Origin of the sequence: Bradyrhizobium sp. MOS002, from assembly GCF_003020115.1 — a bacterium.
Classification (GTDB): domain Bacteria; phylum Pseudomonadota; class Alphaproteobacteria; order Rhizobiales; family Xanthobacteraceae; genus Bradyrhizobium.
The window spans coordinates 117,416-141,784 of record NZ_PYFX01000014.1 but is presented as its reverse complement, the minus strand read 5'-3'; the positions used below and the strand labels follow the sequence as shown (position 1 = coordinate 141,784).

At 55.9% G+C, this 24,369-nt stretch carries 16 protein-coding genes; 9 read left to right on the top strand and 7 right to left on the bottom strand.

What is annotated here, in order from left to right; translation table 11 throughout:
* On the bottom strand, window positions 1-1,562 hold a 1,562-nt coding region (locus C7G41_RS29145), incomplete at its 3' end, for a VCBS domain-containing protein (RefSeq protein WP_199198666.1).
* A 718-nt stretch (window positions 1,563-2,280) separates the two neighbouring features.
* Here C7G41_RS29145 and C7G41_RS29140 point away from each other — a divergent pair.
* The 7 genes from C7G41_RS29140 to C7G41_RS29110 all read left to right on the top strand — a co-directional run bounded on the left by C7G41_RS29140 (window position 2,281) and on the right by C7G41_RS29110 (window position 9,165).
* The gene (locus C7G41_RS29140) at window positions 2,281-3,003 is read left to right on the top strand and encodes a transglutaminase-like cysteine peptidase (RefSeq protein ID WP_245446757.1); all 723 of its coding nucleotides are present in this window, start codon (window positions 2,281-2,283) and stop codon (window positions 3,001-3,003) included.
* A 223-nt stretch (window positions 3,004-3,226) separates the two neighbouring features.
* A complete protein-coding gene (locus tag C7G41_RS29135) occupies window positions 3,227-3,868 on the top strand; it encodes a FecR domain-containing protein (protein WP_106945744.1) in 642 nt (213 codons plus the stop codon).
* A gap of 33 nt (window positions 3,869-3,901) precedes the next feature.
* Window positions 3,902-4,768: a tetratricopeptide repeat protein gene (locus C7G41_RS29130; RefSeq protein WP_106945743.1), complete on the top strand. Its 867-nt coding sequence runs from the start codon at window positions 3,902-3,904 to the stop codon at window positions 4,766-4,768.
* 839 nt (window positions 4,769-5,607) lie between these two features.
* On the top strand, window positions 5,608-5,961 hold the full coding sequence (locus C7G41_RS38845) for a helix-turn-helix domain-containing protein (protein ID WP_306768062.1): 354 nt from the start codon (window positions 5,608-5,610) through the stop codon (window positions 5,959-5,961).
* 526 nt (window positions 5,962-6,487) lie between these two features.
* On the top strand, window positions 6,488-7,642 hold the full coding sequence (locus C7G41_RS29115; protein ID WP_106945741.1) for a hypothetical protein: 1,155 nt from the start codon (window positions 6,488-6,490) through the stop codon (window positions 7,640-7,642).
* Between the two features lie 767 nt (window positions 7,643-8,409).
* On the top strand, window positions 8,410-8,556 hold the full coding sequence (locus C7G41_RS37475; protein WP_158268051.1) for a hypothetical protein: 147 nt from the start codon (window positions 8,410-8,412) through the stop codon (window positions 8,554-8,556).
* Window positions 8,557-8,868: 312 nt separating this feature from the next.
* On the top strand, window positions 8,869-9,165 hold the full coding sequence (locus C7G41_RS29110) for a hypothetical protein (RefSeq protein WP_106945740.1): 297 nt from the start codon (window positions 8,869-8,871) through the stop codon (window positions 9,163-9,165).
* 344 nt (window positions 9,166-9,509) lie between these two features.
* On the opposite strand, the gene C7G41_RS37085 is transcribed toward C7G41_RS29110, so the two are convergent.
* The 4 genes from C7G41_RS37085 to C7G41_RS29090 all read right to left on the bottom strand — a co-directional run bounded on the left by C7G41_RS37085 (window position 9,510) and on the right by C7G41_RS29090 (window position 17,646).
* Window positions 9,510-9,689 carry a hypothetical protein gene (locus C7G41_RS37085; protein ID WP_146159822.1) on the bottom strand — a complete coding sequence of 60 codons (180 nt, stop codon included), beginning with the start codon at window positions 9,687-9,689 and terminating at the stop codon, window positions 9,510-9,512.
* Between the two features lie 4,138 nt (window positions 9,690-13,827).
* Window positions 13,828-15,000 carry a DUF4214 domain-containing protein gene (locus tag C7G41_RS29100; protein ID WP_158268050.1) on the bottom strand — a complete coding sequence of 391 codons (1,173 nt, stop codon included), beginning with the start codon at window positions 14,998-15,000 and terminating at the stop codon, window positions 13,828-13,830.
* A gap of 1,507 nt (window positions 15,001-16,507) precedes the next feature.
* Window positions 16,508-16,813 carry a DUF1488 family protein gene (locus tag C7G41_RS29095; RefSeq protein WP_106945737.1) on the bottom strand — a complete coding sequence of 102 codons (306 nt, stop codon included), beginning with the start codon at window positions 16,811-16,813 and terminating at the stop codon, window positions 16,508-16,510.
* A 383-nt stretch (window positions 16,814-17,196) separates the two neighbouring features.
* A complete protein-coding gene (locus C7G41_RS29090) occupies window positions 17,197-17,646 on the bottom strand; it encodes a hypothetical protein (protein ID WP_146159821.1) in 450 nt (149 codons plus the stop codon).
* 786 nt (window positions 17,647-18,432) lie between these two features.
* Here C7G41_RS29090 and C7G41_RS29085 point away from each other — a divergent pair.
* Complete coding sequence (locus C7G41_RS29085; RefSeq protein WP_106945735.1) at window positions 18,433-19,449, top strand: GGDEF domain-containing protein; 1,017 nt, start codon at window positions 18,433-18,435, stop codon at window positions 19,447-19,449.
* A gap of 2,026 nt (window positions 19,450-21,475) precedes the next feature.
* Here the strand turns inward: C7G41_RS29085 and C7G41_RS37470 are convergent.
* Window positions 21,476-21,646 (bottom strand): hypothetical protein, encoded by a 171-nt coding sequence (locus C7G41_RS37470; protein WP_158268049.1) that lies wholly within the window; start codon window positions 21,644-21,646, stop codon window positions 21,476-21,478.
* A 276-nt stretch (window positions 21,647-21,922) separates the two neighbouring features.
* The gene (locus C7G41_RS29080; RefSeq protein WP_199198665.1) at window positions 21,923-22,927 is read right to left on the bottom strand and encodes an aldo/keto reductase; all 1,005 of its coding nucleotides are present in this window, start codon (window positions 22,925-22,927) and stop codon (window positions 21,923-21,925) included.
* Window positions 22,928-23,287: 360 nt separating this feature from the next.
* Between C7G41_RS29080 and C7G41_RS29075 the strand changes: the two genes are divergently transcribed.
* Window positions 23,288-24,295 (top strand): NAD-dependent epimerase/dehydratase family protein, encoded by a 1,008-nt coding sequence (locus C7G41_RS29075; protein WP_106945733.1) that lies wholly within the window; start codon window positions 23,288-23,290, stop codon window positions 24,293-24,295.
* The last annotated feature ends 74 nt before the right edge of the window (window positions 24,296-24,369 follow it).

Below are 24,369 nucleotides of genomic sequence, written 5' to 3'. Positions count from 1 at the left end.
GCCCCGCTCGCCGTCCCGCTGATGCTGGCCGCATCGTTGGTGCCGGTGATGGTGATGACGATGTCCTGGCTGGCGCTGTGGTCCGCCGAGGTCACCGTCAGCTTGTCGGTGGTGGTGATGCCGGCGCCGAGAAACTGGACCTTGGAATTGTCGAGCGTGTAGCCCCACTGCCCGGTGGCCGGGTTGAAGGTGAAGGTGCCGTAGCTGCCCGCCAGCAAGCCCGGCGTGGCAAAATGGTTCTCGCCGCTGTCGTCGTCGGCCACCGCCAGCTGGCCGCTGGCGCTGTGATGGGCCGCATCGTCCTCGGTCACCGCCCCGCTCGCCGTCCCGCTGATGCTGGCCGCATCGTTGGTGCCGGTGATGGTGACCGCAAAGGCCTGGGTAACCGAGAGCGCTCCATCGGAAACAGTAAAGGTGAAGCTTTCCGTCTTAGTCGTAGTTAGCGCATTGATCGCCATATCATCGGGAATGAAAATGTACGAACCCGTGACAGTGTTCACGTACAACTTGCCGTAGGCGTCCACGACGGATTGATTGTAGCCGCTGCTTGAAACGTCTGCGCCCCCACCCACAATCCCATAAGTCAGCGTTTGCGCAGGAAGGTCAACATCGGTCCCGTGAAGCGTTCCAATCACCGCACCGAAGTGATCAACCTGAGCCGTGTCGGTCAAGGTTATTCCCGGGACAGGTGCAAACGTGGGAGTATCGTTCGCGCCGTCAAAGGCAACAATGAGAGTCTGGCTAGTCGACACCGACCCGTTGGATGCCGTGATGATGAACTGTTCAGTGGTAACGGCCGTCAGCGTATTGATCGCGGCACTATCCGGGACGAACGCATAGAAGCCCGAGGAACTGTTCAGATAGAGGGTGCCGTAAGGACTAGGTGCCGACACATCATAAGCGGCACCGCCGAGCACCACAACTGCCCCAGTTGTCCCCCCAACGATTCCATAGGTCAACGCACCTCCATTCGCGTCTGTCGCAACAAACGACCCGCTTGTTGCCTTGAAGGTGTCAAAAGCGGCAGTATCGACGTCAGTCACCGCGCCAGGCTGCGTCAGCAATAGTGAGGCAGGAAGCTGCGCCTTTGCTGCGATCGGCTCCGACGCAGGTGCGCCGATAACCGGCAGATTTGCAGGAATCAGATTGGGTGCTGTCGGAGCATCTTGAATGAAGTTGATGGGTTGAAGCCCAAGCGGCGAGATCAACAAGGAAGGCGGCGTGCTTGAGCCGCCTCCTCCTGTGCTGGTCGGCCCCGAGTAACCTACAGCATAGGTCGCTAGCACCTCCTGCTGCAACGTCTGCAGCTCCAGCATGCGGGCGCCACTGTTGGCGACGACACCAATCGATCCACCGCGGTTGACGACTATTGTCTGTTCGGGATCATCGAGCGTGTAATGCCTTCCATCTCTCAAAATGAGGTCGATTGTGCCGTTGAGCTGCAAATCTTTTGGTCTGATGGTGTCGTCGTCGAGGAGATCCGACAATGAGCTCCGAGACGATTGGTCAGCAGCCTCGACCTCCTTCACAAGCGCGAAGATCAATCCGGTTAACGATAACATGCCGAGCTCAGCCGTGCGATTGCGGCACCGAGAGCTTGCGGTTGGTCGACCAATCGGAAGACGGTCGAACCCGATCACCTGTTCAGCAGAAGAATGAGCTTCTGGACTTATACTGCTGGTAGACTTGGCGAGGCTAGACTGGGTGTTTAGAGACGCGCTGCCGACAGGAGCGGAAGTAGCGAACTCGCCCTTGCTGAGATCTGCATGCTGATGCGTCCGCTCGCCCAGCATGGGTCCAGGGGATAGCTCGTTAAATGGGTCGGGGGGATGTCTCAAAACGCAGGCCCCGCAAAATGTTAATATTTAAACAAACTAATTTACAGGTTTATATAACAAACGAAGCAAGATACGAAATACCATTGGGGTTTGGTTAATCGAACCGCCAGGCCATCCTACTCTTCATATTCGTCGCGTTGGTCAAAAATGCATGTCATGGGCCGAATCGGGGCTCAAATCTGTGAATTTGCTAACAAAAGCAGCAGTTCTCAGCAAATGTGACAAATCCGGTTAAGCAGCTGACACGCTGAAGGTGATAATGATAGCCATCGCGCGCACTTTGATAGCTCCCATTTTCGACGAAAAATTATCAAAGATCTCAACCTGTTCTGGCTTTTCCCAGCAATTGCTCAACCCTTAAGGAGAGCGTAAGCGGGCTTTCGGATCATACCGCCTCACGTCGATGCCTACCGCGACTGGCCCCAACAAGAGGAGGATGGCTATGTTTGATCGTTCATGTGCGTTCGGCATGACTATGCTGACTTGGGCCCTGCTTGCGTTCGGACTACCGACACATTCAGCTGCGGGAACACTCCTCTCTCCCAGTCTGGCGGAGCGGTTCAGCAGATCCGGCGAACCATTCGGTCAGGAGGCTTATCGCCTTACAACGGGGGTATTCTTCGAGAACTGGCGCACGGTTCAGCAGAAACTCGAAGAAGAACAGGTGCAGTTGGCGCTTTGCGAGCGCGACCGAGTGCATTGCTCATCGCCACCGGCCCTACGTTTTCTAGCAATCGTGGAGGCAGGCAGAGCGAAGGACGGACGGGCCCGTCTTGGTGAAATCAACCGCGCTATCAATCTTGCAGTTCAGCCAGTGAGTGATCTCGCGCGGTATGGTTCGATAGACGTCTGGGCTTCGCCACTGGACACTTTTTCAGCCGGGAAAGGCGATTGCGAGGACTATGCGATTGCGAAATTTGTCGCGTTGCGTGAGGCTGGAATCTCGGCTGACGACCTGCGGATCGTGATCATGCGCCATCTCGGTCGCAATGAGGATCACGCCATTGCTGCAGTCCGGCTGGAGGGTCGCTGGTTGACCCTTGATAATCGCCACATGGCGATAGTGGAAGACCGAGACGTCACGGACTACCAGCCGTTATTCCTACTCGACCAGCACGGCATTATGCGTTATCGCGATGCGCCTCTGCTTCCTGTGGGGTGGTAAATCCTAGGCCGCGAGGATCACTGATTGAAGCAACGATCTCAGTCACTTACGTGAAGGCGGGCGCTAAGCACTCCCTAGCGCTTGCGCGAGGTAAAAGAAAACCAGTGCGGCATCTACCAATCTTAATTGACCGACGTTATTTATTTCAGATACTTGAGAGCTAATTATTGCACCAAAGCAATTTGAATCTTGCGAGTAGGATACCTTCTCGAGGAGGAGGATCATGTGGACGAATAAGAAATCCATCTTTGCGATCACGCTGGTTCTGTTCGCAGGCTCTTTGCCTCGGGCAACGCAAGCGCAAGGCGGTTCCGCTCAGCCAATCGTGCAAGAAGCGGCACCAGCAAGTCCGATTGGTAAAGTTGTTACCTCTTCAGGCTCGGTCACAGTCGAGCATGTAAATGCGGTGGCTGTTCAAGTCGCTCTCCCAAGTCAAGCGGTCCAAACACGAGCGGGCGATCTTGTTTATCAGGGCGATGTGGTGCGAACCGGGCCAGATGGACAAATCAGCATTAATTTCGCCGATGACACCTCGTTCAAGCTGTCGAGCAACGCCAAAATGACGCTTGACGAATTCGTTTATGACCCGAATGGCAAATCGAATTTGACGTTTTTCAATCTTAGCAGAGGCACCTTTACGTTTGTTGCCGGGAAGGTTGCGAAGACGGGAGACATGAGGATCGATACGCCGGTCGCAACGATGGGTATTCGAGGCACCACGCCACATGTCGAAGTAGCGGATGATGGGACTGTCCGGTTTTCCACTCTGCTGGAATTGGGTAAAAACAGGGTCGCCAATAAGCCGGCCGAGCAACAGCTTAAATTGGATCCAAAGCCGAATTTGAATATTTGCCGGGGTTGTTGAACAACCAGCACGTCAGGCAATGGTGTAGTCAAGATGGACTCTATCGAGCGCGCAGCTTCCGTTACTCGCGGCTTACTCTCCATTTTCGTCCTGCTGCTGGTGCTCGACAAACCAAGCGGAGCCCAGGAGACGGAGCGGAAGACCAACATTCTTGAAAGCCTCGCGTTGTGCAATGGTATCGATCGGAGCTCGCCAGAGATCCAGATTGATGGTTGCACAGCGATTATCAATTTGGGGCAACACTCGACGGCCGCGGCAATAGCTTATAACAACCGCGGCGACGCCTATGCCAAAAAAGGCGACTACGATCGAGCCATTATTGATTTTGATCAGTCGATCAAGCTCAATCCAACAAACGCCAAGCCATATAACAACCGTGGCGTGGCCTACTTCAAGAAAGGCGGATATATCCTCGCGATCGAAAGTTTGGACCAAGCCGTCAAACTCTTCCCACAATATACAAAGGCGTTCTTAAACCGCGCCGAAATTCACCAGAAGTATAGGCACCACGATCTCGCAGCCAAAGACTATGATGCAGCGATCCGGCTCGATCCCGCTTTGAACGTCGGGTGGAGCGGACGGTGTTGGGTACGGGTAGTCATCGGACAGTTGCAGGCTGCGATGGAGGACTGCAACAAGGCCCTTCAGTTGGAGCCTAGTGACGCTGCGGCGCTTGAGTGGCGCGCGTTGGCTCACTTCAAAATGGGGCAACTTGAAGCAGCTATTGATGATTACAGCTTCGCGTTAAAGCTCGACCCAACGCTTGCACGCGCATTCTACGGCCGGGCGCTGGCCAAGTTCAAGAAGGGCGACAGCGTCGGCGGCACCGCTGACATGACGGCTGCAAAAGACCTTCAAGCCGCAATTGCGGATGAATTCGATCAAGTCGGTTTGCAATAGTGCTTTCGGAACCTTTCGTCGAATTGCGACTTAGTCGCGCCCAGACGAACGTTCGTTTCGGGCTCAAACGCTCAGCATTGCTAGCCGCGCGCCAAGAAAGGCGCAGCCTGGCCTAGGCGCGGCCACCGATCCAGGGCCTCATTTAATCATAGCTGCGCAAATCCGATGGGCAGCATTAGCTCCTTGGGCTCCCCGGCATTTAGAAACGTTAGCAGCAACTCTGGCATTGGCAGATAGCTCGAAACGCCGATGGCTCTGTTGGAAATGGCGCGCCAAGCACGATCTCGGAATATTTGAATCGAGTTGCCATCTATTGTAAGCGCTGTTCAGCGGCCACCTTTTGGATGAAGGGTTGATCTGCGACTCTGCAGTTCGGTTTTGGACCGTTAGGCTTAGAATGAATACGGTGCATACTGCCATCACGGAGCCGGTAGGACGGCTTGAAGCCTTCACGTCGGCGGAAGTGGAGCGACGAGGACAAGGTGCGGATTGTCGCAGACATCGCGGCGAGCGGCGACCCCGCCTGTCCGGTGGACCGACGGCTGGGATTCGCAGCAGCTATTTCGTTGCGATGGATGGAACAATCGCGGACTGCCGCACAAATTGATCAGCTTGCTTTATCGCACTCGGATTGATAGGAGCATCTTCCGGCGTACGAGAAGGCGCTACTTCACCCGCGGCTCTTAGATCTTGGCGTTGCGACATCACCGAACCCCCGACATGCGTACGTAAAAACAGGCTCGAAAAGTTACGATCACATCTTCGACCCCGTTTCGTATTCATATTTTCGCCGGCTTGAAGATCCAGGGTGCAAGAACATCAAACTACTTCGAAGAAGAGTGACTAAATTGGCCCAAATCAATGCGACGCGAAAAGCCAGCTTCGGTTCACGATTGAGGCAGCTCAGGAAGGAGCGGTCTCTAACCGTTACGGAATTAGCCCAGCGGATCAACGTGACCCCCCCAGCTATATGGCAGTGGGAGCGTCGGGGCAGGATGCCGAGAACCAATACACGAATGGCCATTGCAAAGGCTCTGGGTGTGACTTCCGAGTTCTTGGAAGGCGGCAAACAACCCGCGCTTAATGCAATTCACGAGGAAATTGATACATCGCACAAAGAGATGAGCCTTGAAGAACTCATCCGCGCGATTGAAGCGAAAGGCTTTCGGGTTCAACTCGAATCACGGAAATAGCTTGCCACCTGCATTTCTAAGAGAGAGACCGTATGCCCCGCTGCAAGCCCCTATATCCAACCCCGAGCAGGCGGCGTCCGGTCGGTACGTTAAACAAAGACAAGCCTCATCTATCGACGCACGAGCCTCTTACGAGCTTTGCATTTGCTAAGCCACACTCAGGTTGATAGGACCGTCCGATACCCAGAAATAGAACTCAGCGATGCGCTCGCAGCAGCAGAACAGCTCCAAATCAAGGATAGCTGTGAGTGTATTAGCGCCGCGCTAGGATGCCGCCCGCGCCCATCTGGACGAGGGCGCTTTTCGCCGAATGAGCCGGCGCGGGAGCTACATTTCTATTGCCCGATAGGCCGCCTGGTACATCTCTAGCGAAGCGATCCGGCGGCAAACTTTGGTAAGGTGGACGCGCGCTCAAGAGCACATTCCCGAGCGAGGCAGACTTTCGCCAGGTTCGCGTGGAGAGCAATTAACGGCTAAGCAAAGGGCCTTGGTTCGCCTCTGGTGCCCTAGGAACATTGCTCCAGGTATGATCGGGCGTTACCTTCTTATCATGCAGCAGGAGTTCGCGCCGTCTCAAATAGTCCTAGCTCGGCGCAGCTGGGCAATCTTCATCCTCATCGTCTCGGTGTATGCCGTAGCCATTTTAGTCCCGCTCGCGCGGCACAATTTTGATGCCTCTATTTTCATCTTAGCCGGCGATAGGTTTGTTACCGCCGATTCCATACGGGTCATTCGCAACGCAGATGGCTATGACGGGCAGTATTACTATCGCCTCGCAATCGATCCTTTTTCTCGCAGCGAACGTGTCGCGGGTGTCAAATTCGACAACGGACCTTTTCGCATGCAGCGGATCATTTATCCATTGTTGGCATTTACATTGAGCGGCGGCCGACCTGAGGTAGTCCCCTTAGCCCTCATTACAGTCAATCTGCTCGGGCTTCTCTGCATTTGGGTATTTGCGATTCGGCTGAAGGGACCGGCTTGGGTGCCAATAGCAATTTTGCTATGGCCGGGCTTCATTACCAGTTTGACTCACGACACGACCGAAATTGCTTCAGCAGCGTTTCTGCTGATAGCACTCTATTTCCACATTTCCAAGCGAGCCGCTGCTTTTGCCGTTTTCGCGACGGTCGCAGTTCTCACGCGCGAGACGAACATCGTCGTCGTGTGCGGGCTTGCTGCGCTAGAATTCCTGCGCAGGGACTGGCATCGCATGGCCCTGACGGCTTCCCCGCTAATTCCATTCTTCGCGTGGCGCACTTTTCTGACATGGTATTGGGGCGTGTCGCCGACGAGCGGCACAGAAGGCAACATCACTTGGCCGTTTGCTGGTGCATTGCAGGCGCTGTTATCCGCATCTCCTTGGAACGTAGCAGGTGAATTGTTTGCTCTCGCCGTGCTGGCAGTCGGATTCTACGGCGCGGCCAAGACCTTCCTGCGCGCACCCTTATCTGAATGGGACTACTTCGCTGCCTGGACTCCCCTCGCCTTCGTCATGTCAATCCTAAGTGCGGGCGGCCCATGGATCGCAACGACCGCTTTTTTCCGTGCGTTCACAGAATGCTATGTTCTGACGTGCCTGTTGGCGGGGAGCCGGATTGCGTTCCGAACACGCCTATTGGCGGGCGTCGCGGCCCTCTGGTTCATGTCGTGGGGCATTGCAGTTGCACAACTGCGCTGATCTCACCTTTGCAGATGGACTCGATCGGCGGCATGGTGTCAGTCAGTTGCCGCGTCAGCTTTTTGGCTTTTGGCAGATCCACTTGCGACCATCGTAGCGCCGCAGAACCTTCTCCTCACCAGTCGACCAGTGATGGACGCCGCAACAGGAGATCGTCTATGACGTGCAAATCGTGAACCCCGGAGCCATCGTTTGTGCGACAGGAGCGTGTGATGGGTTTCAGTCCTTTATGACACGCCCCGTCCTCCCGTGAGAGGGTCGCCGAGAGCGACACGAAGAGTGCTAGGCGGCCGCCAGGTCGCACATTTCGTGTCCGCTGTGCTCCGAGCGGCATCCGTTCCGCGAAGACGCAATCCTCTCTCAGGAGCGCGTGTCGGTCTATTCGGGATGAAGTTAGCAAACCGGGCGAACTGCATCCGGCGAAGCTACAACTCGCAAGCAAACTCGACAGACGGTGCGATACTTTCCCGTGGAACCAATAACGAGTATTGGCGACGCCAGAACCGCGTCAACTTAACATTAACCACGCGGCGCCTAGCATCGTAGCCATTCAGTAAATTTGCGTGAGAGCGTGTCGTGTCTGTGTATCTGATGAGCTACGCCGTCGCTGCCGTCGTTCTGCTGTTCGAGGCGGGCTTGATCAAATAGATTAATGATCAAGTTTTTCTCTCTGCCTGGGATATCTCCCCCGGAGGCGCCGCCCGCGCACGCGTCGGAACCTGGCATCGTCGGTAGTGTTATTGCTGGGGGAGTTTCCGAGGTTCTCGATGAGTGACTACCGACAAATTGTGAGCGCCGCGCTGGTCGTGGCGGCGGCAGGTGCAGCCCTGATTGGCGGGCAGATGTGGCTCGATCAAAAGGCTAGCCAGGAGAGAGGTCGCGCAGCGATCGAGGTGGCCGCTTTGGTGCGCTGAGGAACGCGATTGCGCCCCGGGCTTTGCTTGCTCCGCGCGCGAGCTCCTTCGCGGCTGCGTCGGTGCTGTGTCATATTCATCGTGGTCCTCGGCACCCGGATAAAAAAAGATCTTTACCCTTTCGCGCCGCTCGGGAACGACCATCAAACCTGCAGGTCCGTCCCAACCGTTTAAAGCCTGGGTACGTGCTGCCGCCCAATCCAGGTCCAGATTCGTTCCTCGCAAGTGTGTCAGACGAGATGATTCTTTTCTCGAAACTATGCACGTCCTCGCCGGTTGCACCGTCATTAGTCATCGATTTGTTGAGAGCCGATGGGCAAAGTCGTTTCATATCAGATGCGTCGGCACGAATCTTTGCACCCCAACCTGCAGAGCGCACTGAAGGAATTTGAAGAACACAAGACACTCTTCGCAGCGCAAAAGCTGCGCGAGACCCTTTTCCCGGATTCGGAAGTCATCGGACATTATCAGGCGGCGCAAGGCCGTTGGGTCGCCGAGATCCGATACGATCATCTGATCCACGAAGCCGAAGGACCGACCCTTGCAGTCGCTATTGCGAATGTCGTAAGGGAGATCATCGAAGGGCTTGGCGAGCAAGCGCCGACTTAAAGGGGCTTCGAGCGCCGGCAGCGCATCAGAATTCTCGCTCATTGCCGGGTGCGTCCGGTTCTTCACCTTAGCGAGTACTTTGACCTCCGCCGCGGTAAGGGTATCCAGAGCGAGAGCTCGCCCAAGTGTTCACTCTCCATGGCGAGCAGATGCGACATCCACTCTTATCTCGTTGCACCACTCGGCGCCGGCCGAAACGTCCTCGCTAAGCGCCGTTCGAAAGGCAAACTCTTGCGCATGGCGGCGATATAGGGAGGTCGCGCTGACCTTGGAGTCAAGAACCGTCCGCGCTATGTGGGATCTGTAGCCCGAGAAAAGCGCGGGCCCCAAACGAGGCGCGCGCCTCATTCTTTGCGCAGCATTCCAATCGTCGCGAGAATTCCCCAGGTCAACACTAAGACCGCTGGTATTCCGACGACGCTCGCTTCAACGTGTTTGCCATCGGTAATTAGCCAAACAGGCACGGCGATCGTCAGCGCTGCGAGAACAGCAACGCCTGTCCAGTACTGAAGATATTTTGCCATCGATCATGTTGCACAGATCGGGATCGATAGCACCAACCCAAATAAAAGAACCCCGCCAGTCCAGCTGAGCGGGGTTCTTGACCGGCTCCTAACGTGACTTGGGGAATCGCGTGGGGTAGCGGTGTACAGTGAAGTTAATACTTTTTTAATCAGGTCCGCAAGCGGAATCGCTCCCGGCGCGGAACAAAAATGTCGGTCCTCAGTTTTCGTTCCTATGTCCGATGCAATTATTGGTTTTCCGGATTGTCCTGTATGCGGCCGCCGGATGAAGCTCGTTCGCTCGAAAAGTGAGGGCGCCGTGTTTAGATGCCCTCGCGACCAGAGCGCGATTTCGGTGTCCGAAGTTGTCCGGGGCGCACTCAGATCCGGCAAGCGCAAGGACGACCCTCAGTTTGGGCTCGCGGCTCACTGAGGGCGGTCGCAGGTAATCAGTTGGTCGACTTCAGCCGGGGGACGATAGCGTCTCCACCTGATGCAAGCTGGAGTCTGCGTTTTCTTAAGCAATCCCCGTGATGCGAGGCACGGGTACTTATCTTGGCAGACCTATGGGTGGCTGCCGCTTGTCATCCCCGGCAAGCCTGCTGAGCGCTCGCGCTCGAGCCTTGATTGGCGTCATGCCTCTTCGGAGGATCGCTGAGATTAGCGTCCACGACTTGCCGGCGGCGATCATATCGATGAGCTTTCTATCCTCCTCGGGCGTCCAAATGGAGTCTCTACGTTGGGCTGGCATGGGCTCAAGAGCATTCAAGAAGTGGACCAGCTACGCTAGGAAAGCAGCACGGCTGAGCAAATCGCATTGAACCTTCAGGAACGTCCCATGCACTAATAGTTGCCGGGATTTTGCATCACCCCTCCCGGGGCTGGAACAACGTCGCCCGCCTGTATTTCAAGCGGGCGACGTTGTTGTATGTAGTCTTTGCCGCGGTCTCATCCCGCTCAGCTCGGTGGGGTGGGTTCGAGCCTTGTAGGCACGCAGTTCTGCGATTTTCTCGACTAGGCGCTCCACCGCGCTCTGATCCTCATCCGGGACTTCAACCACCATGTCTTGCAAAATTGCGATCCGTAGATCCGCGACGTCGCAAAGCCCACACATGAGTGGCTGGCTTATTGGAGATAGTGAAAGTATTCGACCGCGCCGTAGAGGACGCCCGGCGCCGCGATGGCACAGCAAATGAGCAGATCGATCCACATGAACGCCGTCTCCCGTAAGCGAGGATGGCACCGTGATTCTGGTTAACAATCTCTCAATGCCGAGCGGCCCCATCCCGCGGGGGCTGAATTTTTAGCAAGTTGGTGGCAGATCGGGATGACATGCGGCCAGCAGGCAGCCTCCCGGATCGGTCCACACTGTCATCTCGCCCGCTGGTTATACCCGTCATAGGCGTCGGCCTGCAGAATGCCGGCATGTCGGGCACAGGAAGGATTGTGTCATCGACATGAAAGCGCTTGGCTGCCATGACATGGGCGTCCGGGAGGCGCCGCAGTGGATCCCGCGAGGCACAGACCGCCCCAATCTCTCTCGCGGCCCGCCACCGTAAGGAGCTCCCCACAATCATGCAGGTGACCTGCCACTCTGCAACCTCTGCCCCAGAGTCGGCTCAGTCCGGATTGATTATCTTCCTAGGGGGAAACGGAACTTCCCATGGCCTTTTGCCATTGGCATCTCTATCCCAAGGCCGCTTCGTCGCGTCGTTGCGCAAGGCATCAGCATCTTTCGCGCGCTCTGCCCGAATTTGACTAGCGTCGGGTTGAACGGCAGGCAATACAGCACCTTGGCCGTGGGCGAAACCTGCCGACATAATAGTCGAAGAGATCACAATGACAATTAAATACATCCACTCACAGTCGCTTCGGCGGATACGCCGCCTCTCAAACAATCTTGGGTCTCTTTTGACAGCTGAGGGGCGATGGTAAACCTACCGCTCCGTTCTCCCTGACATTCGCAGCCGCACATACTCTAAGTGTCCTGACTCAAGCGCCAGCCTAAATCATAGCGAAAAACGCCAGCAGCCGCCAGAGCTAGTCCTTGCCAGCCAACTTTCGTCGCGAGAAGCTTAATCGACGATGCCGGCCGGAGCACGTACTAAAAACTAGATGGCCGTTGGCCTGACGAAATCAACTATTTGCTGGGGTTTTCCTTAGCAGCGTCCATGCTACCATCATTCTCCACGCATTTTGTAAAAAACTCGCGCTGTTCTTGTCCGCCGCCCTTAGCGCTGCCTGCCGCTGGGTTTCCAGGCTGACGAGGCGGAAATTGCTTAGCAAGAAGCGTATTGCACTTCTTCGCTAGTTGGACCGTGATAGCAGGTGCCTGGGTCGATAACACAGTCATTGCGGCTAAAAGCGCTACGAGTACAATCGCCGTCGATTTCCGTTCACCGTACATGCTTTCAACTCCGTCCTGTCGGTGCGCCGTCCAGCATCAGTGATTGTCGCAGTGGATCTAGGTGTACGGTCCGTCCGTTCGCGCGGCGGCAGGTCCTGGGGGCTTCATGGAGAGTTTAGCTGGAATCGGCTTCCGCAATTCATTTCCTCAGGACCCACCCGGGATTCTCAAGGGCGCCGTCCCTATAGCCCCATCATCACGAACTGATGATCGTCGTCAACGTTTCTGAAGTCGCAGTACGCAGTAGGCCCATCCAGAGTGAAAGTATCCGGCCGCGGCGAAGAGCTGAACTGCAGCGCCGCCTTAACAGCGCTTGGCTTCACTCCGCGTCATCAGCGACTGGGCGACCTGCCAGATAGAGCTGAAACGGCGCCCCGCAAACCGTCAGCAGATCGCGTCAGTCAGGACGGTTGTATGCTGTATCGGGGCGACTTCCCCACCAGGTGAAGACACCGCCGCAAGGTCTGAGATGATTTCGCACCCGGATCGCATCCGTGACAGTCTGCTCGCCGCGTTCGCCGACGGCGGCGCGAGAGGGCAATGCGGGCGACCATCACTTGGCTTTGGTCAACGGCGGACTGAGGAGCAGGAAAACGGTACATGCAAAAATCGTCGGAGTGCCCTAGAAGGAGTGCGGCGAAAGTTGAAGGCCGACTGACGTTAGCCCAGGGACACAGCGGAGCACAAACATACTCGATCTTCGCTCAAGCTCAGAAAACCGGCGCGTCCGAGGGACTGACCTTGCCCTGCCGTACTGATTAAGCTTGAATGCCTTTTTTCGTGCCGCCGCGATGCTAGATGATCGGTTAGGACAGCCATGATTTTCGGGCTACGGGCGGCAGTCGATTACCAGAAGTTGGCCTGTGAACTCGCCAGAGAAGCAGGGACCGTCTGCGTCCGTCCAGCAAGGCTCTTTGCAGTTCAGATTGAGAGGTTGAAGGTCCGCACTAGCGCCGCGTCGTTGTTTGGCTGGCTCCCTTCTGCGCGAGCTAGCGGTGCAAAGGCCGAAAGGTCGCGGCCGAGTAGGCCTCGAGTGTGGAATCATTTCTAAGGGGCTCCACTGCTCTGCAATTGGGTAACAGCAGGATAGCTAGGATGAGGAGAGCTTTAGAATTACTTGAAGATCTCATTTGCACTGTCCGTCCGCCGCGCGGAAGCGTAATGGCGCTCACGGAACGGCAGCCTACAGATGACGATCCCACTAACTGGATAGCAGCGATCGGACATGTCCCCAAAGACAAGCTTGCAGCATTTCAGAATGCGGAAGCTGACCTTCGACGCAAGCACCCGCAGGCCGACTGGACTGGAGTTGTAGAACGCGACGCAAAGCGGCAAAGGGTTGCTCGATGGTTCTCCGAGGTTGACCGAACGGCGTGAGCTCGCACAACGCTGCATACCGGGCCGCAGGTTGTCGTTCGGGACCACCCCGTGGGCGCGCAATTATCGTTAGCCGAATCCTAGACCCATGTAAGGCTGAGCGCCGGGACCACTGTCGTGCTTCTGCCTCGACTGCTATAGAGGCACCACCGATTCCTCAACAGCGCAAGCAGCCTTCAGGGAGCTTGCTAGCCGGGACGGTATTCGGATTGCGTGGGGTGGACGCTCTGCAGCAGGAATGCTGCAGCAGCCAACGAAGATATAATTGAAAGGCTGGTGCACTCAGCACGATGTAGGGCGTTCGGAATGCTGGTCGAGCATTGAGGAAGGCGCCAGCCGACCTGGCGCCCTCCTCTTCTGTCGCTGGAGCTCTCGTCAGACCAGATCGATGACGATGTGGTTGGTCATCGTTCCAACAACCGACTTTTCGGTCAGCATGACGTCATAGTGGCCTGCTGCCGGCGGCGCCGAGTTCCCCAACCAGTACCCGAACATCATGTTTGCCGTATTTTCGGCGATGCTGTTGGGAGCAACCTGAGGATCGTCGCCGATCACCGGGTTTCCTGAAGTGTCGGTCCAGACTTGAACGCCATTGATAATGTGCAGATCAAGTTCCTTGTAGTGCGTCCCATTCGACGGATCAGTATCCAAAAATAATTTGATCTCATTGTTTTGGAGACCATTTACGCCAGAGACAGCTGCGAAGTTGAGCGCGAGGTGGCCACGATTGGCGTTCGAGCCCTGCTCATTGAATGAGCCGTCCTGTGTGCCTGCCAAGCCTTGAAAGTGGACCGTTCCATCCACGCCGACACTGGTCTGTTCGAACATCGTATCTGAAGTGCGATAAGATGCCGAAAGCCATAGCTGCGTGCCAGTTACGCTATCCACAGCAGAAGAACCATGAAGCGCAGGAATCCCGCTGCCGGTGATCATGGTGCCGGGATGGGACTGGCTCTGTCCAAGCGAATCAAGTGGCGCGTCCGGGCTGAACGTGAACGGTGACACCCCGCTTCCGGCGAGGTGTCCGCCAGCAGGTTGCTGCCCGGCGGCAATTTGGTCGAGGTAGTTTTGCAGACCGTTGGCCGAGTTCGAGATGAATTCGGCGGACTCGGTGAATCCAACCAGAATGTGACCCCGGTCCAGTCCGGTAGCGAGCCAGCTGTCGACCTCGGCCTGCGTACCGACACGGTTTAGAACGTTGTGATATAGCTGTTCGACATACTGCGCATCCGACAGCGCGCCGTAAGTGTTCGTGAATTCCGCAGAGTGCACGAAAGCATTCGCCATCTCGTATATCGAGTGGTGGCCATCCCGCATTGTATCGACGTTGGCACCGAGACCGGCAACATCTGGCGTTCGATTAAACGCGCCCTGATACAATCGAATCACGGGATCAACGTAGAGCAAGGCTTCGGGAGAATGCTCGATGCCTGCGATGACCTCAGAGTTGGTCTCCAGGGCCGACCAGGCGGATAGTTCGGAGGCTGAAGCCCCACGGAAAAGAATGTGCTGATAGTCGCTAGCGATAAGAGAGGATGAAACCGTCACTGTGATACTCCGATGTTCACGAGCTCGTTCGGGGTGGCTCGCGTGATCGGACACGTCTCACTACTTGCGCGCGAGTGCAACAGCTTGGTGAACGCAAAGTTAACAGGTTGAGTTAATTGCGAAGGAGTGTGACCGAACCGGCACAACCGATGTTCCGAGATGCGACCAAAGTATATGCGAGTGGGTAGCTCGGGCGCAGGGTTTCGGGCAGAACTGCAGCCGCGAAAGATGCTATGAGCTGCACTGATGTCCGGAAGCGCGGAATCGTCTTGCTGGCGTGAACATTCCAGTTCTGGTGCAGCTGTTCAGGAACGATCCAACGTGAGTGCGCGGGTAGCACCCCACCCTTACAAGCAACCAAAATCCGCAGCCCTTCAGCCAAAACCTACTCGGCTTTGATCAGGTTGTCGCGCTATGTGGTCGCTACTTCCCGGATTGCCCTCCGCGAGCACCAAGGTCGAAACGGATGGCCTGAGAGAGCTTTCACCTGTGGGCCGCTTCGTCCTTTGGAACTCGCCGCCCTAAAATTGGCGCCTCCGCGAGATGTAAGTCAGCATCGCGTGCCTATTCGATTCGCTACGGGCGGGCTATCCTTTTTCACTGACATTTTCCTCGATTGCCTTTTTGAGTGCAGTAGATAGTGCGTGCTTCCGCCGGGAGCTTTATTCATGCAATCTGGATTTATAGCTGAAAGCCACGCTGTCTCGGGTGGCCCCGAGAAGGTCGACGGCAAAGTCGCCACGCCATTTAGCAATCACCAGTGCCGTATTGAAGCCTCAAAAGTGAGTTTTGAGAGGGCTTCAATCAACGTTGTTGTTTGGGCGAATGAGTGTCCTGTCAATCCTCTGACAGCACGTATACCCCCTCCGACAAACGACAATGAGGAAGCGTGCTGGGCTTCTTGTTCGTTCCCTGACGATTGGTTCGCGACATCTTAAAGCTGATCGTGTCCTGTGGCGTGGTGTAGCTGGCGGCGGGTCAACGTTCGCCGGCGAGAGCCGGGCTGGTCAGCTGGCGATCGCCGTGAGGCTGACGCTCGGATGCCGGTGACCACCGCAAAGCCGCCCGCCCGCTACCGCGCTATTGGGGGCACGCGCCGGGCGGCTTTGCTCTATCGAGCGACACCACCACCGGGACACCCTTGCAGCTGTACCATTAGCCCTCATTTAGCATGCCGGCAGTTTCCCTGGACCAGCAGCCGGGCTCGTAGTCACACACCCAGCTCAGCTGACGCGGATTCCTCCATCTTCATTCATTGGGAGCCCCCCAAGGCGCATCGAGGTTGCACTACGCGCTGCAGGCCCGAGCCACTAGATCATGTGGGTCGAGGGCGTGCGAGTTGCTTGAGAGCGGGGCTTCGTAGCGGGCGGCCGTTATTGCCGAGTGACCTCGTCGGCTTCGGGACCGGGTTGCTTTTCCGCCACAACCATCAAATGACAGCGGTGCTTCAACATAGCCGGTTGCGAGGCGTCAGCCGTAGACCCTCGTCCCGCTCATAGATTCCCGCTCAGGGATTGGCTTCACGCACGGCTCCGATGGCTGGCAGGTGCTTTGCGAAAATCCTAATTGGAATCGGAGCACGGTAGCCAGCATTGTCAAAGAGACAGGTCGCAATCCGTTCTATCAAATCGCGGTGGCCCTCAAAAACAGCATCCAAGTTCAGGCTGCCGCGCGTCAGCCAGCGCTTACCAAGCTCAGACAGAGCGGCGTTGCTGATTTCAAATAAAACAACCTCGTCTCCGTGCATCATCGTGAAACGGTAGACCATTCGGTCGCGGGGATAACCAATGACTTCTCCAGGCCTTAATGTCATGCGGGAACTCGCACTAAACCCTGCCCGGCAGACGCGGCTGCACCGGATGGGCGGGAAGTAGATGGGACCATTGACACGTTTCAAAACAAAGTTGGTAGAGAGTTTGCCTTTGCGCAACTAAAACCACGTTCATGCACTGATGAAGGCCGCGATCGGAGGCGCAGGCTTCGCTGGAGGCAATGATACCCCGCCGTCAGCTCACCGCCAGTCAGTGAAGCCATTTGGGCGCTGACGCTCGCGCAGTTCGTAACTTAATTAATGTGAATTGTTTGCTCGTAACAAGAAGCTCTCGACCGCATAGTCCACTGAGAGCGCGGCAGCGCATCGCACATATACGTCAGAAACGTCGTGAGAGCCACGCCGCTCTCGCAGAGCAGTTCTTCTTAATCCATATCATCGAGATCGACCAAATAAGCGATCATCAGAGCATCGGCTGCTTCTACCGAACGCTCAGCATCTCCGTACATCTCTACCTCTCTGACCGTAGCTCGGCGGACCTGCAGCTTCGCTCCCTCTTTATAAATCCACACACCGCCGGACGTAAGGCCGGCGAGATCATCCTTCAGCCACTGCTCGCGACAGAGTTCGCGCGCCTCCGCAAAGTTTTCGGCCCCGAACGCTATCACAGGCTTACCGTCGATCTCCATCGTAAAGATCGGCTTTTCATTATTACCTGACGCTTCGCTCATTTTTCCCACCGAATTTTGGCCGGCTCCAATCCGCAACAGAACGCCGCCGGTACGGCAGGCCTTTGGAGCCAAAAATTCTTGCCTTAGGTGCCGCGACGGGGATGCAATGTACAAAAGAAAGACAGATCGCTTGAGCAGAAACATTGGGGGAGCAGGCGCCGATCTCAAAGATGTAAGCAGATGCCCCCTCACCTTTCCGTATCTCAACCAACAGGACAGCTAGAGCTTCCCCCATTGAACAGATCCCGTCATACCGTCAGGAGTTCGTGCCAGTCGGTGTATCCGTGGAGTCAATCTCAGCCGCCCTCGTTTGCAACTCGGATGTGGGTCAAGCCAACGACAATAGCTGCGGCGGCCTCGATAATAGCTGCTTGTCACCGAGAAATGCCTCGGCCGCGGCGATCTCCGCCACGACACCTCGGATGTAAATTGCGGTGATGAATAATTCCATGCACAACTGCCGCGCTGAAGCATAGATTGAAGCGCAGCCAAGGCGAGAGCGCAAGCGTGAATGCAGTGCAAACGGAGGCGGCGCAGCAAGCAAGCTGCACCGGTGTTGCTTGGATTCGCACGTACACGGCACGCGCGAACGTTGCAGAGAGCTCGCACCGCCAACCGTAGCGGTCTCGGTTTTACATTGCTCCTGCGTTCTGGTGCCCTATCGTTGGGTGCACTGCGCAAGGTGTACGGCAGGTTGAGGTATCGGACGATTGCATGAGCCGGATGAAGCAATCCTTGATTGAGACCACACCTGCACGGTCACGGACGCCGAGATCGCAACTTTGCTATGTTGGAGAGAAGGCAAGTTGCCGCAGCGAGAGCCTCGCCAGTTTCAGCATTTGACGTTTGGCGCTGTTGATTGGTGGAACTTGCTTGAGCTATCATTCTTGAAAACGATTCTTTCCTGCATTTTGGAATAAATAATTGCCCATGCAAGCGCTCGACGATTTGGATTCTCAACATGCTGCCGCGGTTGCACAAGAGGCGCTGCAACTTCTGGCCGAGCTGAACATCCCCGTCATTCCCTCTAACTTCTCCGTTTGGTTCACCTACGTTCTTGGCCGTTCCGACGCATTGCGGAGAACCATAGACATTCTGCGGTCGAATAAACGCTCGTTCGACAAAACTGTGAACCGTGAGCTCTACGGCACGTTTCTGCGCTACAACAGCTTACTTCATGCTGGGCAGAGCATGCAGGAGGAGCTGGGATTCATATTGCGGAATGTTAAAGATAATCTGTCGGAAGCGATCCATGACAACGGCCTGCACGCCTCTGGCTTGAGTCAAATCGCGGCTACGCTCGAAGGCAAAAATTCCGAGCTAGCTTTGCAGCAGTTGAGCCACGAACTTGTGCTGGCGACAGAAAGAGCTTCTTCACTGGAAGCGAAACTCGCGGCAGCTTCGGACGAACTCGACCAACTTCGGGCCGCACTTGAACAGGCTGAAGTGAATTCGAAAACGGATGCTCTTACTGGGCTTGCGAATCGACGCGCTCTAGAATCGTTTCTTCGATCAGAGCAGATTCGGGCCATGGAGCGGGGAGCGGCACTGAGCGTTTTCCTCGTCGACATCGACCACTTCAAGTCCTTCAATGACAAGCACGGACATCAATTGGGAGATCAGGTCCTGCGGCTCGTAGCCCAATGCTTGCAAGACACAATTCGGGATACCGACTTTGCTGCACGATATGGAGGTGAAGAACTCCTTGGCGTGCTGCCAGGTGCCGCCATCTCGAGCTGCAAGGAGGTAGCCGAACGAGTTCGCAAGCGAATTGCAGACGCTCGGTTGACCAAACGTGCTACCGGAGAACATATCGGCCAGGTTACAGTTTCTATCGGCGCCACCGAGTTCATCCCTGGGGAGAGCTACGAAGCACTTTTTGAGCGATGCGACAACGCACTGTATCACGCAAAACAGGCTGGTCGGAATCAGACCGTGACCGGTTGAGCTTCCCTTGAAGGTGAATGTCGGCTCGCGAGAACCGTAAATCAGGCGAGCATTTCCAAGCGGAGCTAGTTTAGACCAACGCTGAATAGTGAGTGCCGCTTTTGAGCAGTTCGGGACGTGCTCTCGAATGGAAAGCCTGAAACCGGATTGAGTTTGACGCTCCGTCTTGATTGAGCTGCCATGGCAGGTTGTCCAACACGGTCGATACCGTACTCAGCTGGCGCGGCAGCATATTCCCTGTGGCGCGAGAAGACCTCCGCTCTTGAAACTCCGCCATCTTTTTGAACATACGCCCATTTCGGGGCGGTCCAAGGCCTCGGCTTGTCCGGAGCCGGGCACGCCAGCGCCTCGAAGGCACGCGATGATTAACGCGCTCCCCGCAGCGAACAGGAGGTGGAGCAAGTTACGCGGCTCCCATTCTCACACTTCATGCAAACGTCGACACATTGGTCGAGCGCTTTGGAGTTATACGGCGAATGAACGTTTACCGCGCACGACTTGATCGAGCCTGTTGTTGTCGGCTCTGAGTCACAGCTCGCCAAAACCAAGCCGAGCAATAGCGGCACAATAGCGCGCAAAATGCATCTCCAAATCGCACTTACTAGGATGTCTGGAAGAGCCAGAAAGAGCAACCTAGCCAAGTCGATGCTCCACAGAATTGCTGGCCATCGGCAGGTAAGAATGATTGGAAAGACCGGGGCCGGTGGAAGGTCGCCACCTTTCCAGCCTACATTGGTGACGGCCTCTAAAGGAGCAGCCCAGCCGGCTCCGGGCGAAGTTTCAATGGTTGGCGTAGGATATCGATGAAGATGCGGATCGGGCTGCAAGTCGGCGCCGACCCTCCGCTTGAGCCTGCCGTCCACCGGCTTCTTGCCAGGCGTTGAGCAAAAATGACGCGGCCGTAAGCGTCGGCTCGGCAGCACAAGCGATAAAGCCAAAGATTGCATCGACAACGAAGTAAATTGAGAACCGGCCATGTGTGGACGGCTCCTGCTCGGCAAAGGAGAATCATCCCTTGCGGCGTTAGGTTGTGCGATATCGGTCCAGTGACACATACAATCAAACTGGTTAATCCCCGCACTTGGCGCACGTTTTAAGTTGCGAGACCCGGAACGCAGTGTAAGATTTGCTGTACACAACGTCGCCTACCCCATCCGTGCCGTTTTCGGCCAGGTCAGAGCGTGCCCGACAGCGCCGGTCAGGACAACGCACTGGCATGGCTATTTACGCCAACCCCGTTCCGGGCTTGACGACTGCGGCTGCTCGTTCCAGCCTGCTCCGATTGACAGTGTGAGTAGGACCAAATGGCTAGAACTTTAGAGGATTTCCGCGATCAAACCCTTCGCGTGCTGAAGGAGATCTGCCCTGACGATCCCGCCTATATCAGGCGCTGGTTGAAAGCGTTCGACAAAAAGCACGGCATCAAAATCGCCCCAAGTCGGCCACGGCTTCGGCGAGCGCGAGTGCCTAGTTCTGACAATGCACGGACGTCGCCTTCCCCCCGGGCCCATGCGCTGACCCGACGAAGCGATTAGGAGCGCCGTCATGGTAAACAAGGAAATGCTCAGAGCGATGGCAGTCTCGCTGTGACACTATTTGGCGCCAACTCTTCAACCGTCCTGAACCGGCATGCCGAGTTTTAGGGTCTGAAGAGAGTCACCAAACGAGTTGAAAGGGATGAAGCAATGGCTGCGAATAAGATCGCTTGCAGCATCGCGAGCTTGTCCGAACCATCTTCAGTTGGTTGTCGTAACGTGCGCCCCGCCGCATGCTTGGGGCCACAAGCATTGCCATTCTGCCAAGACGCAACAATTGGAGTAAACTAATATCGACTCCATAGTTTGCTGCTGTCACGCACGGCAGATCAATCAATTTTTGCTGACTCCTCAAAGCTTGCAGCTTCGACCATTGATGACAAGAAACGAAAGTCGATAACGGTTTTCAGCATGGTCCGAGTGAGACGCCTTTTGGCTGAGAGCGTGGCATGAGTTGGCGTTCGTGGATAAATAATCCCGATGCTAACGTGCTACTCCGGGAGTTTCGCAAAGAGGGCATTGGTGTATTTTTTGCGTGGCTGCTGCTGTTCGGTCTCGTCCATCTGATCTATATAAAGCTCGGCTACGGTGTCTGAATGTCGATCCCGCGCAAACTCGATCGCTCCGCGCTTGAAACACTTCAGCCATTGGTAGAACGTCATGTCCTTACCATCGGCAGGAGCTTTGCGGGTGTAGCTCGTCAGCTAGATCGACTCGACGCCCTCGTGAGAGACCAAGGGAGCCGGGGGCAAAGCAAGGTGAGGAAGGCGGGGCATCACGAGCTTAGCTGTTTACAGGCGCAAATTTGTCGCGCTTCGTACCCGGTCTTTCTTTTTACGATAATGATGGAGTAGGCCTCATGGTCCAGAAACTCTGCATTTATCGTTGCACCAACACAAGCATGAACAATCGGGCAGCTGACACCGCCGTCGCCGCCATCAGCATCTTTCGATGCGCCGATCATTCGAGTCGCCGCACATTGGCTCGGTTTGCCGCCGGTCCTTCGAGAGCGCTGCGGCTATACGATTGAGCTGATGCAGCATCGGGGCTTGCGCCAGCCGTAGCAGATTGAATGCTAGATGCTCTTTTCGAAACATCGAGAACAGTGTGACTCCTGCCGAATTCGTTGCCAGAGCATAATCCACGACAAAAGCAGCAGCCATCTCGCTGAGGTTGCCCTGATATCCCATTTCGCGCAAGCCGTTCAGCATTTCTTTGTCCGATTTGATCCTTGAGGCCAGCGGATCGATGCTTGAAAATGATCCATACGTGATAAATGTCCTACGCGGCGCAATGTCTGCTGATATCCGTAGATTCTGCTCGAACGGATTATTGGCGATCTGTATCAGACGATATGGCAAGGATTCGCGAAGGCCATCAATTACACCCTTGCTTTCTCCTGCAATCGAAATCGCCCGAGCTTTTCCGTCCTGAACGACGCGCTCGACTGCTCGAAGGATGTCTTCGCGCATGACCTCTTCGCGGGTCGGACGATGGAGAGCAAGCACATCCACATAGTTCGTGCGAAGACGTCTCAAGCTGTCGTCGATGCTTGTCCTGATGAGCTCGGCAGATAGCGGGACTTTGAAGGGCTTTGACTTCATCGCCGAGAGGCGCGGTTGAATTGCGGGGAACACTGCAAGAGAGGCGCGGGCTATAGGCTTCAGGAATCGCATGGCGGCGGATATTTCAGGTGGGCGCATCCCGACCTTTGTGCAGATAAAGACGCTGCCCCGCTTCATGGATGCGAATTGGCCCAAAATCGACTCCGCCATCCCGTCGCCATACGAAGGCGCAACATCGTACCAGGTAATTCCGGCTTCGTATGCACGCTCGAGCCCCTCGATCCCCCCGCGAGCTCCAATGCGCCCTCCCAGCGACGCGCAGCCGAAACCGATGCTCGATACATTCGCGCCCAGACAATCAACACGAACCATCTTCATCCGAAACACCCCTGACTACGCCGTCCGCGCTCAAGTCAATGACGTGAATGGCCGGACAGCGCGTACTGATAGCCGATGGGCACGTCCGGAAAGCCGGACGGCGAAGCAACTCTGCAGGTTTGATTGGCTTCATCTTCATGCAAATGAATGATGACCGGCTTCGCGCACATCATATACGCCAGCCGCTGGAACTTGAGTTAGCGACTAGGATGAAGGGAGTAATCCGTTCGAGCGGCTGTCAGCAGCTCGATTCCTCCATCATTATCCAGGCGCTCACTAGGGCACCGCGTTGGGGAGCTAATTTAATGCCCTGGATGGCGCCTCATTCACCGCGCGAACTACATGTAAGGTCGGCAACGAATGTCATCGCGCTCAGAAGAAGTTACCGCCGACGTTCTGGTGACTGGAGCAGCCGGCTTCATTGGTTTTCATGTCAGCCGGCTGCTGCTTGATGAGGGGCGGCGCGTCGTCGGATTGGACAACCTCAACGGCTACTACGATCCCGCACTGAAGCGTGCACGCCTTGACATTCTGCGCCGCCATCCGCGTTTTTCTTTCGCGCTGGTTGATCTTAAACATCGGTCGACGATGGCCGAGCTGTTCAGAAAGTATCGCTTCACGCGAGTAATCCATTTGGCCGCTCAAGCCGGGGTCCGGCATTCAATCGATCAACCGCACGACTATGTCGACGCCAATCTGGAGGGATTCCTTAATGTTTTGGAAGGGTGCAGACAGAACGCCTGCGGACATTTGATCTACGCTTCTTCATCGTCCGTGTATGGAGCCAATGCCGAGTTGCCTTTTTCGACCCGACATACGGCTGACCACCCCATCAGTCTCTATGCGGCGACCAAGAAAGCGAATGAGTTGATGGCTTACTCCTACAGTCACCTCTATCGAATCCCGGTGAACGGCTTACGGTTCTTTACGATCTATGGGCCGTGGGGCCGCCCCGACATGGCGATATTCCTGTTTGCCGACGCGATCGTCAAAGGCCGGTCGATCAAACTTTTCAACCATGGTAAGATGCGGCGCGATTTCACCTATATTGACGACGTCACTCGCGTCGTCTCGCGGCTGATCGAACGCGCTCCGGCGGACAACGCCGATGCGGCGGGCGCACCAGCCAAGCTTTACAATGTCGGCAACCACCGGCCGGAAGCGCTGACGCACGTCCTCGACTTGATCGAGAAGGAGCTGGGACGGACCACAGCGAAGGAGATGCTGCCAATGCAGCTAGGGGATGTTTCAGAGACGTTTGCTGACGTTAGTGATCTCATCCGTGATACCGGTTTTTCGCCTTCGACCCCAATCGAAACCGGTATCTGCAATTTTATCCGCTGGTATCGCCGCTACTACGGAATATGAGCGTTTTCGATGTTCTCACCAGCAGTCAAATGGTCCGCGTCTTTGGCAAGCTATCTGTCATTCTGAATTCGTGA

Coding starts and splice junctions, on each gene's coding strand:
- C7G41_RS29130 (WP_106945743.1), top strand. CDS start 3,902: ATGGACTCTATCGAGCGCGCAGCTTCCGTTACTCGCGGCTTACTCTCC.
- C7G41_RS29140 (WP_245446757.1), top strand. CDS start 2,281: ATGTTTGATCGTTCATGTGCGTTCGGCATGACTATGCTGACTTGGGCC.
- C7G41_RS29075 (WP_106945733.1), top strand. CDS start 23,288: ATGTCATCGCGCTCAGAAGAAGTTACCGCCGACGTTCTGGTGACTGGA.
- C7G41_RS29095 (WP_106945737.1), bottom strand. CDS start 16,813: ATGACATTAAGGCCTGGAGAAGTCATTGGTTATCCCCGCGACCGAATG.
- C7G41_RS37085 (WP_146159822.1), bottom strand. CDS start 9,689: ATGGCAAAATATCTTCAGTACTGGACAGGCGTTGCTGTTCTCGCAGCG.
- C7G41_RS37475 (WP_158268051.1), top strand. CDS start 8,410: ATGAGTGACTACCGACAAATTGTGAGCGCCGCGCTGGTCGTGGCGGCG.
- C7G41_RS37470 (WP_158268049.1), bottom strand. CDS start 21,646: ATGACGTTCTACCAATGGCTGAAGTGTTTCAAGCGCGGAGCGATCGAG.
- C7G41_RS29080 (WP_199198665.1), bottom strand. CDS start 22,927: ATGAAGATGGTTCGTGTTGATTGTCTGGGCGCGAATGTATCGAGCATC.
- C7G41_RS29110 (WP_106945740.1), top strand. CDS start 8,869: ATGGGCAAAGTCGTTTCATATCAGATGCGTCGGCACGAATCTTTGCAC.
- C7G41_RS29135 (WP_106945744.1), top strand. CDS start 3,227: ATGTGGACGAATAAGAAATCCATCTTTGCGATCACGCTGGTTCTGTTC.
- C7G41_RS29090 (WP_146159821.1), bottom strand. CDS start 17,646: ATGTTTCTGCTCAAGCGATCTGTCTTTCTTTTGTACATTGCATCCCCG.
- C7G41_RS29085 (WP_106945735.1), top strand. CDS start 18,433: ATGCAAGCGCTCGACGATTTGGATTCTCAACATGCTGCCGCGGTTGCA.
- C7G41_RS29115 (WP_106945741.1), top strand. CDS start 6,488: ATGATCGGGCGTTACCTTCTTATCATGCAGCAGGAGTTCGCGCCGTCT.